The organism is Streptococcus sp. HMSC073D05, assembly GCF_001812015.1.
GTDB lineage: Bacteria > Bacillota > Bacilli > Lactobacillales > Streptococcaceae > Streptococcus > Streptococcus parasanguinis_D.
Genome location: NZ_KV807483.1, coordinates 96,084 through 109,102 on the forward strand (window position 1 = coordinate 96,084; position 13,019 = coordinate 109,102).

General features: G+C 44.4%; 9 protein-coding genes. 4 read left to right on the forward strand and 5 right to left on the reverse strand.

Annotated features, from left to right (window positions below; translation table 11 throughout):
• Positions 1–192: 192 nt before the first annotated feature.
• The 4 genes from tpx to HMPREF2832_RS01770 form a co-directional block, all read right to left on the reverse strand.
• Positions 193–687, reverse strand: a complete 495-nt coding sequence (gene tpx, locus HMPREF2832_RS01755) for a thiol peroxidase (protein WP_013904526.1) — start codon at positions 685–687, stop codon at positions 193–195.
• Positions 688–764: 77 nt separating this feature from the next.
• On the reverse strand, positions 765–1,694 hold the full coding sequence (gene fimA, locus HMPREF2832_RS01760; RefSeq protein ID WP_013904527.1) for a metal ABC transporter substrate-binding lipoprotein/fibrin-binding adhesin FimA: 930 nt from the start codon (positions 1,692–1,694) through the stop codon (positions 765–767).
• Between the two features lie 11 nt (positions 1,695–1,705).
• On the reverse strand, positions 1,706–2,548 hold the full coding sequence (locus HMPREF2832_RS01765) for a metal ABC transporter permease (protein ID WP_070505336.1): 843 nt from the start codon (positions 2,546–2,548) through the stop codon (positions 1,706–1,708).
• Positions 2,545–3,267 (reverse strand): metal ABC transporter ATP-binding protein, encoded by a 723-nt coding sequence (locus HMPREF2832_RS01770; RefSeq protein WP_070505337.1) that lies wholly within the window; start codon positions 3,265–3,267, stop codon positions 2,545–2,547. Before HMPREF2832_RS01770 ends, HMPREF2832_RS01765 begins: the two co-directional genes overlap by 4 nt.
• Positions 3,268–3,415: 148 nt before the next feature.
• Between HMPREF2832_RS01770 and HMPREF2832_RS01775 the strand changes: the two genes are divergently transcribed.
• Together HMPREF2832_RS01775 and HMPREF2832_RS01780 are read left to right on the forward strand one after the other, a co-directional pair.
• Positions 3,416–5,311, forward strand: a complete 1,896-nt coding sequence (locus HMPREF2832_RS01775) for a M13 family metallopeptidase (RefSeq protein WP_061604404.1) — start codon at positions 3,416–3,418, stop codon at positions 5,309–5,311.
• 404 nt (positions 5,312–5,715) lie between these two features.
• Positions 5,716–6,807, forward strand: a complete 1,092-nt coding sequence (locus tag HMPREF2832_RS01780) for a glycerol dehydrogenase (protein ID WP_070505338.1) — start codon at positions 5,716–5,718, stop codon at positions 6,805–6,807.
• Positions 6,808–6,865: 58 nt separating this feature from the next.
• Here HMPREF2832_RS01780 and HMPREF2832_RS01785 read toward each other — a convergent pair whose 3' ends face one another.
• Positions 6,866–8,188, reverse strand: coding sequence for a DUF1958 domain-containing protein (locus HMPREF2832_RS01785; protein WP_070505339.1), 1,323 nt, complete (start codon positions 8,186–8,188; stop codon positions 6,866–6,868).
• 165 nt (positions 8,189–8,353) lie between these two features.
• Here HMPREF2832_RS01785 and HMPREF2832_RS01790 point away from each other — a divergent pair, with 165 nt between their 5' ends.
• Complete coding sequence (locus HMPREF2832_RS01790; protein WP_070505340.1) at positions 8,354–10,330, forward strand: peptide ABC transporter substrate-binding protein; 1,977 nt, start codon at positions 8,354–8,356, stop codon at positions 10,328–10,330.
• Between the two features lie 123 nt (positions 10,331–10,453).
• Positions 10,454–12,955, forward strand: a complete 2,502-nt coding sequence (gene leuS / locus HMPREF2832_RS01795) for a leucine--tRNA ligase (RefSeq protein ID WP_070505341.1) — start codon at positions 10,454–10,456, stop codon at positions 12,953–12,955.
• Positions 12,956–13,019: the final 64 nt, after the last annotated feature.

The window sequence follows — 13,019 nt, forward strand, 5'->3', positions numbered from 1 at the left end:
AAAAGATAAGTTTTCCTAGAATCAAAAGATTCTGTGTCAAACTTCCTATTTTGACTTTATTCGCGAACGCCCTTTGTATCTTGCTAAGTCATGGAACTTCCTAGAAGTTCGCTGACGTCCGTACTCACTTAAGGAAAGGTTCTGAACAGATTTTGTAGATATAGAAAAGAGGTCGCAGACCTCTTTTTTCGTTTATCCAAGTACTTTGACGGCTTCGATTGCAGCGTCGTAATTTGGTTCGCTGTTGATGTTGTCTAGGTATTCAACGTATGTGACCTTGTTATCTGCATCTAGGACCAAAACAGCGCGCGCAAGCAAGTGCCACTCATTGATCAAGAGGCCGTAGGCTTTTCCGAAGGAATGGTCGTAGTAGTCTGAGAGCATGATAGCATTGTCGATCCCTTCAGCAGCACACCATTTACCTTGAGCGAAAGGAAGGTCGACAGAGACCGTCAAGACGACAGTGTCTTCCAAGTCCGATAAGGTCTTGTTGAAGTGACGTGTTTGCATCGAACAGATCCCTGTGTCGATGGATGGGATGATGCTGAGGACTTTTTTCTTCCCAGCAAAATCAGCTAAAGATTTCTTCTCCAGAGCTGGAGTAATCAATGAAAAATCATGGGCCATTTCCCCTACTTGAAGTTGAGATCCGGTAAAGGTAACAGGGTTTCCTAAAAATGTTGCCATAAAAAGACTCCTTTTTTGTTTTTATTGTACCTCAATACCGGAGGAGGGGCCACTGATTTGTTTAGAAATCTGAAGGGTTACTGACTCAATCCTTCTGCGATCTTGTCTAAGTTCCACTTCATCATGCTGTAGTAGCTATCGCCCTTTTCTCCTTCTTTGGCAATGGAATCCGTGAAGATCTTTGCATAGATTGGGATGTCGGTATCTTTAGAGACAGTTTTCATAGGACGTTCATCGACGCTGGATTCAACAAAGAGGGCCGGCACCTTGGTTTGACGGAGCTTTTCTACCAGTGTTTTGATTTGGTCAGGTGTGCCTTCTTCTTCCGTATTGATTTCCCAGATATAGGCAGATGGGACGCCATAGGCTTTTGAGAAGTACTTGAAACAGCCTTCGCTGGTCACAATCATCTTTTTCTCTTCTGGGATGTTATTGAATGCTTGTTTGGCTTTTTGGTCTAGCTTGCTGAGTTTTTCAGTGTAGGCTGCTAGATTTTTTTCGTAGAAGTCCTTATTTTTCGGATCTTTGGCGATCAATTGTTTGGCAATGTTTTTAGCGTAGAGGATCCCGTTTTCGAGATTGAGCCAAGCATGTGGATCTTCTTTTCCAGCTTGGTTTTGGCCTTCTAGGTAGATGACGTCGACTCCCTCGCTCACTGCGAAATAGTCCTTGTTTTCTACTTTATTGGCATTTTTGACCAACTTGGTAAACCAAGCATTTCCACCGGTTTCGAGGTTGATCCCGTTGTAGAAGATCAGGTCTGCTTGCGAAGTTTTTTTGACATCTTCTGGTAGTGGTTCGTATTCGTGGGGATCTTTGCCGACGGGAACGATACTGTGCAGTTCGATCTTATCCCCAGCAATATTTTTGGTCATATCTGCAAGGATGGAGTTGGTGGTGACCACTTTCAATTTACCAGAAGCTCCAGAAGAAGCCCCCTTGCTACAGGCTAGAAGGCCAAATAAGAGCGCCACAAAGAGGGCGAGGACAGAAGCGATTTTTTTCATGTGTTTCTCCTTTAATGAGATGAAAGAGCGTGCTTGTTCTTTCTCTGCTTAGGAGCGATAAAAAAGCTGATGAGAAAGAAGACGGCAGAAGTGAGGACAATACAAGATCCAACGGCGATGTTCAAGCTATAGCCAATAAAGAGTCCCAGAATGGATGCAAGAGCTCCTAGGCTAGAGGACAAAAGCATCATGGACCAGAGGTTATTGGCATAGAGGTAGGCCGTCGCAGCGGGTGTAATAAGCATGGCGACGATGAGAATGGTTCCGACACTTTGCATAGCAGTAACAGAAACCAATGTCAAGAGCACCATAAGGAGGTAGTGGTAGACCTTGACCCGGATGCCCATGGATTGAGCCAAAACTGGATCAAATGAAGTGAGAAGCAAGGGGCGAAAAAGCAGGACAATCACCAGCAAGACCGCCACCCCAATACCGATGGTCATCCACATATCCTGGTCTTGCACGGCCAAGATATTCCCAAAGAGGATGTGGAAAAGGTCGGTGGAACTTTTTGCGACTCCAATCAGGATGACTCCTAAGGCGAGGAAAGAAGAAAAGGTAATCCCTATCGCTGTGTCGCTCTTGATGATGGAGTTGCTCTTGATATAGGTGATAAGGATGGAAGCTAGAAGCCCAAAGACAATGGCGCCAATAAAGAAATTGATGCCAAGGATAAAGGACAGGGCCACCCCTGGAAGGACTGCGTGCGAGATAGCATCTCCCATGAGAGACATGCCTCGCAAAATAATGAAGCATCCGACAGCTCCAGCGACAATACCGATGGCAATGGCTGTGATCAGGGCATTCTGTAAGAAGTGGAATTGCTGTAATCCATCGATAAATTCTGCAATCATCTGATTTCACCTCCTATAAAAAGTTCATGACCGTAAGCTGCGTGAAGATTCTCTTTGGTAAAGGTTTCTTCTGTTTTCCCAAAAGCGATCAGCTTGCGGTGAAGGAGGAGGACCTTGTCAAAATAAGCTGGGACCTTGCTGAGGTCGTGATGGACAATCAGGATGGTCTTGCCTTCTTGTTTCAAGGTCTGGAGGGTCTGCATGATGATGTCTTCGCTGACAGAGTCAATCCCTGCGAAGGGCTCATCCAAAAAGATGACATCCGCTTCTTGGACTAGGCAACGGGCAATCAGCACCCGTTGGAATTGCCCTCCCGAAAGCTGGCCGATCTGGCGATCTGCTAGATCAAGAAGATTGACAAGTTTCAAGGCATTTTCCACTTTTTTGAGGTCCTCTTTGCTTTTTCGCTTGAAGATAGAAAGATGGGGATAGAGACCCAGTGAGACACACTCCCGCACCGTGATGGGGAAGTGGAAATCAATAGCGGATTTCTGTTCGACGTAGGCCACTCGTTGAAGAACTTGGCCGAGATCTTTTTGATCGAGCTGGACCTTTCCCGAATGGGGGAGAAGTCCTAGCATGGCCTTGATCAGGGTTGATTTCCCAGCTCCGTTGGGCCCAAGAATTCCTAGGATGGTTGGCCCCTGGATGGTGAGGGAAAGATCCTCCAAGGCCAGTGTTTGCTGGTAGGCAACACTTAGATGTTCAATTTGAATCATGATTTTGCTCCTTTAGTATTAATATACATGAATAAAAAAATTAAGTCAAGTTAATTAATAAAATAATTCAGCTTAAATCACTTGAAATCATTGAAAAAAGTTCCTATTTTTGATAAGGTTATTAGAAAAGAATGAAAGCGAGAAGATCATGGTACGTTTACAAGATGATTTTTATGATTACGTCAATGGGGAATGGGCTGAGACAGCTGTGATCCCTGATGACAAACCGTCAACTGGTGGTTTTATGGACTTGATCCAAGATATCGAAAACTTGATGTTGGATATCACTGGGAAATGGCAACGGGGAGAAGAGCTACCTGAAGACAGCATTCTGCAAAACTTTGTCAAATACCACAAAATGGTGGCAGATTTTGATGCGCGAGAAGCAGCTGGTGTGGCACCAGTCATGCCTTTGATCAATGAAATTAAGGCTTTGTCTTCTTTTGAAGACTATACCAGCAAGTTGGGTACCTATGAACTAGCTGGCAAACCAAATCTCATGCCATTTAGCGTATCACCAGACTTTATGAATGCCCAAATGAATGTCTTGTGGGGAGAAGCACTCGGTTTGATCTTGCCTGATACGACCTACTATGAAGAAGGCAATGAAAAAGGCCCAGAGTTATTGGCTGTTTGGCGTCAAATGGTTGAAAAGCTCTTGGCAAAATTTGATTTCTCAGAGGAGGAAATCAAAGACATTCTGGATAAAGTGATTGCGGCGGATGCAGAATTGGCCAAATATGTCTTGTCAAACGAAGAAAAATCCGAGTACAATAAACTCTACCATCCTTATGAGTGGGCAGATTTCAAGGCCTTGGTTCCAGAATTGCCACTCGATACCTTCTTTACAGAAGTGATCGGGCAAACGCCAGATACTATCATTGTTCCAGAAGAGCGCTTCTGGAAGGAATTTGCGCCAAAATACTACTCGGCAGCCAACTGGGAAACCATTCATGCCAAATTGAAACTCAGTGCAGCTCTTTCTTGGACGTCTTTCTTGACTGAAGAAATCCGTGTCTTATCTGGTGAGTATAGCCGTACGATTACAGGGACACCAGAAGCCCGTCCGAAAGAAAAAGCCGCTTTGGCTTTGGCAGAAGGACCTTATAGCCAAGCACTTGGCCTTTGGTATGCAGGAGAAAAATTCTCACCAGAGGCGAAAGCAGACGTAGAGCATAAAGTAGCGACCATGATTGAAGTCTACAAGGATCGCTTAGAAAAAGCAGACTGGCTCGCTCCTGAAACTCGTGAAAAAGCCATTGTCAAGCTCAATGTCATCACACCACATATCGGCTACCCTGAAAAATTACCTGAAACATACGCCAAGAAGATCATCGACGAAAGCAAGACCTTGGTGGAAAATGCTCAAAAATTGGCTCAAATTTCCATCGAGCATGTCTGGAGCAAGTGGAACCAACCAGTTGATCGGAGCGAATGGCACATGCCAGCTAATATGGTCAATGCTTACTATGATCCGCAACAGAACCAAATCGTCTTCCCAGCAGCGATTTTACAGGCACCTTTCTATGACCTTCACCAATCATCATCAGCCAACTACGGCGGAATCGGTGCGGTCATTGCCCATGAAATCTCCCACGCCTTTGACACCAATGGAGCATCCTTTGACGAGAACGGTAGCTTGAAAGACTGGTGGAAACCAGAAGATTACGAAGCCTTTACCGCTCGGACTCAAAAAGTCATCGATCAGTTCGAAGGCCAAGACTCTTACGGTGCCAAGATCAACGGGAAATTGACCGTTTCTGAAAACGTGGCAGACCTTGGCGGTATCGCTGCAGCCCTTGAAGCTGCTAAGAAAGAGGAAGATTTCTCAGCAGAAGAATTCTTCACCAACTTTGCTCGCATCTGGCGCATGAAAGCCCGGACAGAGTACATGCAACTCCTCGCAAGTGTCGATGTCCACGCACCAGGAAAACTCCGTACCAATGTCCAATTACCAAACTTTGACGAATTCTTTGAAACCTTTGATGTCAAAGAAGGAGATGGCATGTGGCGCGCACCAGAGGATCGTGTAATTATTTGGTAAATTAAGATACTAAGCCCGTAAAAAAAGCGAGAAGAAAATAGGAGATTGACCATGTGGGCCAGGCCCACCAGTCAATCTCTCTTTTTCTCGACGCTTTTAGGGCGAGTTCAATTTCGCGATACTAGTTTTGTTGATCAAAGGAAGTAGTCTCGACTTCAGTTAAGCCATTGATTGATTTTCTCAATGCTTGTAAAAAAATAAAAATCCCCAAAGTCAAGTTTCAACCTACTGAAACTAGCTTTGGGGATTTTTGATAATAAGATTCATCAAATAAAAACGAAGCGCTTCCAATGACTGCGTGAATAGATAAATTTAATTGATTAGAGCCTTGTATAATTCTTTGAATTTCATAGAAATAAATGCTACTATGAGTGTGAACTAAATAAATTTTAAAGGAGCAGACTATGAGAAATTTTGCAAGTCCGTCACGTTACATTCAAGGTGAGAATGCCTTATTTGAAAATGCGCAATCTATTTCAGAATTAGGGAATCACCCTGTTTTGCTATGTGATTCAGTGGTCTATGATATCGTAGGGAAGCGTTTTGAAGAATACCTTGGTCAAAATGGGCTCACGGTTTTGCCAGTCTTCTTTAATGGAGAAGCTTCTGACAACGAAATCAATCGTGTGGTTAGTCTGGCAGAAGAAAATGGCTGTAATTTGGTCATTGGACTTGGTGGAGGAAAAACCATCGATAGTGCAAAAGCTATTGCTGATCTTCTAAAATCACCAGTTGTGATTGCTCCGACCATCGCCTCTACAGATGCTCCCGTTTCCGCCTTGTCGGTTATCTATACGGATGAGGGTGCCTTTGAGCGCTATATCTTCTATTCTAAGAACCCAGAATTGGTCTTGGTGGATAGCAAAGTAATCTCTCAAGCACCAAAACGCTTGCTCGCCTCTGGTATCGCAGATGGCCTAGCAACTTGGGTAGAAGCGCGTGCAGTGATGCAAGCGAATGGAAAAACCATGTTGGGTCAACGACAAACCTTAGCGGGTGTCGCCATTGCACAACGTTGTGAAGAAACCTTATTTGCTGATGGTCTCCAAGCCATGGCTGCTTGTGAAGCCAAAGTCGTAACTCCTGCTCTTGAAAACATCATTGAAGCCAATACCCTTCTCAGTGGTATTGGATTTGAAAGTGGGGGATTAGCTGCTGCCCATGCCATCCATAATGGCTTTACAGCCCTTACTGGGGACATCCACCATTTAACTCACGGTGAAAAAGTAGCCTACGGAACGCTAGTTCAATTGTTCTTAGAAAACCGTCCTAAGGAAGAATTGAATAAATACATTCGTTTCTATCAACAAATCGGTATGCCAACCACTCTGAAAGAAATGCATCTTGAAACTGCAAGTTATGAAGATCTTCTCAAGGTTGGCCAACAGGCCACCATCGAAGGAGAAACCATCCATCAAATGCCGTTTGAAGTGAAGGCTTCTGATATTGCCCAAGCCATCGTAGCAGTAGATGCCTACGTTCAAGGTTTGGCCTAAGACGGCTTTGTCGACAAACCAAGAACTCCCATACCTTATGGTAATGGGAGTTCTGTTTCTATTTTCTTCTTTTTGGATCGGTTTGTTTAAAGATCAGGTATAAGATTCCGGCTGGCAAGAAGCAGAAGAGCCACATGGCATCTAGTCCCTTCTGTTTACTGCTAGAGTTTGTTGCTTTAGAATCGCTCACGGCCATTCCTGCCTTAATACTTGGAGATACCTGTTGCAAGCCGTTTTGGACGACCAGGCGGTTGTTTTCCAGTTTAATTGCTGGATTCGTGCCTTTTTTAACGGTTGCATAAAAGTCTTGCTTCAGCTGAATGGTCTTCCCGTCGATGGTGTGTTCCCCTGCAGAGAGAACTTTTTTGTATTGGTAATCCGCAAACATTTTCTCTGCTAAGGTATTTCCGATCTGATTGCGGTAGCTTTCGGCGATCTCGACATCGTAGTTTCCAACCCCCAAAATGACTTCAATAATCCGTTGTTTACCCCGCTTGGTTGTCGCGGTGTAGTTGTAGTCAGCAGTTGGGCTGGATCCTGTCTTAAGGCCATCTGTTCCTTTGAGGGCGAACTTTCCACCTTCGAGGGAAGTGTTGTAATTATCGTAGCTTTGCTCGTAAGGGGTTCCTTCCATGATAGTGGTGTGAGCTTGCTTGGTGTATTCCAACATTTCTGGCAGGTCGTTTACGATGTGATAAGCCAGAATAGACATGTCTCGCGCTGTGATTTCGTTATTGGCATTGACATCGTAGCGTTGCGGATTGTAGTAGCCTTGAAGCACCGAAATCATTGCCCCATTTGGATTGCCCCATTTGGTATGGCTCATCCCCATTTCTTGCGCGTACTGATTCATTAAGTCCAAAAACTTATCGGGATCATTGTCCGTAACAGCGTTTGCGAGCATGATCACAGCTGCGCTGGAAGAGGGAACAAAGAGCATCTTGATCAATTCAGATACCTTATAGTCCACACCAGCTACAATAGGTGAGTTACTTAACAAATTGTTTTCCGAAATAGCTTGATCAGCCTCTGTTGCTGTGACCACGGTATCGTATTTGATCTTACCTTCTTTGAGGGCCCGAAAGACTACATAGGCACTCATGAGTTTGGCCATGCTTCCTGAGTCCCGGACCGTGTCGATATTGTCTCCGTACAATATAGCTCCAGTATTGGCGTCGATGACGATGTCAGCCTTAGGCTTGTAAAAATCATCCAATACCAGTCCAGCATCAGCTGCGATTTTCATGACATCTTCTTGCTGGTAGATGTCGTCCGCAAAGGCAGTGGAAATAGGGCCTAATGTCAAGACTCCTACAAGGAGGGACAAGAGGCTGTGTTTTAGTCGTTTGTGTAAATGTCTCACATAATTCATAGATTCCATTATATCATACAGGCCAGGGATTCAACTTGAAAAAATTTTAGAAAAAGTAGAAATTGAAAAAATAAAGGAAAAATAGAATAATTTCGCAGTAAAAGCGTTTACATTTCCCTAGAAAGTGCTATAATTTAAATTGAGTATAACATTTTTTACAATGAGGTGATTTATATGAACAAAGGGAAGGTACTCTTAGCTACCAGCGCTCTGCTTTTATCAGCTGGTGTACTGGCAGCCTGCTCAGGAGGGAAATCTAGTAGCTCTGGTGGTCAGACATTTAGCTATGTCTATACCCAGGATCCGGATACCTTAGACTACTCGATTTCCAATAAAAAATCGACTTCCGAGTTTACAGGAAATGCGATAGATGGCTTGTTGGAAGTGGACAAGTACGGGAACTTGATCCCATCGCTTGCTAAAGACTGGACTGTTTCCAAGGATGGCTTGACCTATACTTATAAACTCCGTAAAGGGGTCAAATGGATGACTTCTGAAGGGGAAGAATATGGAGAAGTCAAAGCCCAAGACTTTGTCACAGGCCTCAAACACGCGGCAGACAAGAAATCACAAGCGATTTACTTGGTTCAAAAATCTGTCAAAGGCTTGGATGATTATGTTTCAGGGAAGACATCTGATTTCTCAACTGTTGGAGTAAAGGCTATTGATGATTATACCGTTCAATATACCTTGAGCCAACCGGAAAGTTTCTGGAATTCTAAGACTACGATGGGGATCTTGATGCCGGTTAACGAAGAATTCCTGAAATCTAAAGGAGATGACTATGGTCAAGGGACTTCTCCATCTAGTATCCTCTACTGCGGTCCTTATTTGATCAAGTCCATCACTTCTAAATCTTCTGCGACCTTGGAAAAGAACCCAACATATTGGGATGCGGATAATGTCAAGATCAGTAAAGTCAAGTTGACCTATTATGATGGACAAGATTCAGAATCCTTGATCCGTGGATTTGATAAAGGCGACTATACGGTTGCCCGTGTCTTCCCAAGTGGCTCTAACTATAAGAGTGTAGAGAAGAAGCACAAAGACGATATCGTCTTTAGTGACCAAGGTTCCTCAACCTACAACCTTTCCTTCAACATTGACCGTCAGTCTTATGAAATTACAGCCAAGACCACAGATGCTCAAAAGACTTCAACTAAGAAAGCAATTTTAAATAAAGACTTCCGTCAAGCCATTATGTTTGCCTTCAACCGTAAGGCATATGTAGCTCAGGCGAACGGGGAAGCTGCTGCCAATAAGGTCATCCGTAATACCTTTACGCCACCAAACTTTGTCCAAATCAATGGCCAACAATTTGGGGATGCAGTAGAAAAAGACTTGGAAGCTTATGGGGATGAATGGAAAGGGGTCTCTGTCGCAGATGGAAAAGATACCCTCTACAATCCAACCAAGGCCAAAGAAGAGTTTGCCAAAGCTAAGGCAGATTTGCAGGCTCAAGGAGTTGAATTCCCAATTCATTTGGACCTTCCAACTTCTTCAACTTATACAGAAGGAATCAAACAAGCCCAATCCTTCAAACAGTCGATCGAGTCAACTTTAGGAGCAGAAAATATTGTTATTGATCTGAAAATGATCTCAGATGATGACCTGCAACGGGTTACCTACTTTGCTGAAAATGCATCGCAACAAGACTGGGATTTGAACAATAATTTGGGTTGGGGACCAGACTATACGGACCCATCTTCTTACATTGATATCACTAGTGGTAAATCTGGCGAAAATGCCAATGCCTACTTTGGATTCGATGCTGGTACGGATAATGCGGCCGCAAAAGCAGCTGGTTTTGATGAATACGATCAATTGATCGAAGATGCGCACAATGAAACCAAAGATGTGAACAAGCGTTACGAAAAATATGCTGCCGCTCAAGCTTGGTTGACCGATAGTGCACTCTTGATTCCGATCCATTCAGATGGAGCTTCTCCAGGTGTTCGTAAGACTGTACCATACTCCGCAGCCTTTGCTTGGACAGGCCACAAGGGTCAATCCTTCAACTATAAATATTTGGAAGTTCAAGACAAGGTCGTATCGGCTAAAGACTACGACAAAGCGCGTGATCAATGGAAGAAAGAAAAAGAAAAATCCAATAAAAAAGCGCAAGAAGAACTTGAAAAGCATGTGAAATAGACTTTTCTTGAAGAAAACAGGAGAGACAGGTCCCGTATGGGACCTGTCTTTTTCTTTGTCTGAACCTTTAAAAATCGCCTAAAAATGGTATAATAGGAGCATCACGAAAATTGGAGAGACGCTATGAGTTTTTACAATCATAAAGAAATCGAGCCTAAGTGGCAAAAATACTGGGCTGACCATCACACTTTTAAGACAGGAACAGACGCTTCAAAACCTAAGTTTTATGCTTTGGACATGTTCCCTTACCCATCTGGAGCGGGTCTTCACGTAGGACACCCAGAAGGCTACACAGCGACTGATATCCTTAGCCGTTTCAAACGTGCCCAAGGTTACAATGTCCTTCACCCAATGGGATGGGATGCTTTTGGTTTGCCTGCAGAGCAATACGCTATGGATACAGGGAATGACCCAGCGGAATTCACAGCGGAAAACATCGCCAACTTCAAACGCCAAATCAATGCGCTTGGATTCTCTTACGACTGGGACCGTGAAGTTAATACTACAGACCCAAACTACTATAAATGGACACAATGGATCTTCACCAAGCTTTACGAAAAAGGTTTGGCCTATGAAGCGGAAGTGCCAGTAAACTGGGTTGAAGAATTGGGAACAGCTATCGCCAACGAAGAAGTCCTTCCTGACGGAACTTCTGAGCGTGGAGGCTATCCAGTTGTCCGTAAACCAATGCGCCAATGGATGCTTAAAATTACTGCCTATGCAGAGCGTTTGCTGACTGACTTGGATGACCTTGACTGGCCAGAGTCTATCAAAGACATGCAACGCAACTGGATTGGAAAATCAACTGGTGCCAATGTCACTTTCAAGGTGAAAGGAACTGACAAGGAATTCACTGTCTTTACTACTCGCCCTGACACCCTTTTTGGTGCGACTTTCACTGTTTTGGCTCCTGAGCATGACTTGGTAGATGCCATCACAAGTCCTGAACAGGCTAAGGCTGTAGCAGAATACAAACACCAAGCTAGCTTGAAATCAGACTTGGCTCGTACAGACCTCGCTAAGGAAAAAACAGGGGTTTGGACCGGTGCTTATGCCATCAACCCTGTCAATGGGAAAGAAATCCCAATCTGGATTGCCGACTACGTTCTTGCTAGTTACGGAACAGGTGCCGTCATGGCCGTACCTGCCCACGATGAACGTGACTGGGAATTTGCTAAACAGTTTGGCCTTCCAATCGTAGAAGTGTTGGAAGGTGGAAATGTAGCAGAAGCTGCTTACACAGAAGATGGCCTTCACGTCAACTCAGACTTCTTGAACGGTCTTAACAAAGAAGAAGCAATTGCTAAAATCGTGGCTTGGTTAGAAGAAAAAGGTTGTGGCCAAGAGAAGGTGACTTACCGCCTTCGCGACTGGCTCTTTAGCCGTCAACGTTACTGGGGTGAACCAATCCCAATCATTCATTGGGAAGATGGCACTTCAACAGCCGTTCCAGAAAGTGACCTCCCACTTGTCTTGCCAGTCACCAAGGATATCCGCCCTTCAGGTACTGGTGAAAGCCCACTAGCAAACTTGACCGACTGGCTGGAAGTGACTCGTGAAGATGGCGTCAAAGGTCGTCGTGAAACGAATACCATGCCACAATGGGCAGGTTCAAGCTGGTACTACCTCCGCTATATCGATCCACATAACACAGAAAAATTGGCTGATGAGGACCTCCTCAAACAATGGTTGCCAGTGGATATCTATGTGGGTGGTGCAGAACATGCCGTACTTCACTTGCTTTACGCTCGTTTCTGGCACAAATTCCTCTATGACCTTGGTGTTGTACCGACTAAAGAGCCATTCCAAAAACTCTTTAACCAAGGAATGATCTTGGGAACCAGCTACCGTGACCACCGTGGTGCTCTTGTGGCGACTGACAAGGTTGAAAAACGTGACGGTTCCTTCTTCCATGTGGAAACAGGGGAAGAATTGGAGCAAGCACCAGCTAAGATGTCGAAATCCCTCAAGAACGTGGTCAACCCAGACGATGTGGTGGAACAATACGGTGCCGATACCCTTCGTGTCTATGAAATGTTCATGGGGCCACTCGATGCTTCTATCGCTTGGTCTGAAGAAGGTCTAGAAGGAAGCCGTAAATTCCTTGACCGTGTTTACCGTTTGATCACAAGTAAAGAAATCGTTGCAGAAAACAATGGCGCTCTTGACAAGGTTTACAACGAAACCGTTAAAGCTGTCACTGAGCAAATCGAGTCGATGAAATTCAATACAGCCATTGCTCAACTCATGGTCTTTGTCAATGCGGCAAACAAGGAAGACAAACTCTATGTGGATTACGCCAAAGGCTTCATCCAATTGATCGCCCCATTTGCCCCTCACTTGGCAGAAGAACTCTGGCAAACAGTCGCAGCAACAGGCGATTCAATCTCTTACGTAGCTTGGCCAACATGGGACGAAAGCAAATTGGTTGAAGACGAAATCGAAATCGTTGTTCAAATTAAAGGAAAAGTCCGTGCGAAATTGATGGTCGCAAAAGACCTTTCTCGCGAAGAATTGCAAGAAGTTGCTCTGGCTGACGAAAAAGTCAAGGCAGAGATTGACGGCAAAGAAATCGTGAAAGTAATTGCGGTACCAAATAAATTGGTTAATATTGTTGTAAAATAACCAATTTATTTGCTGATTTCCAACCTCAAACAGTTTCCCAAACTGTTTGAGCCAACCAAACTTG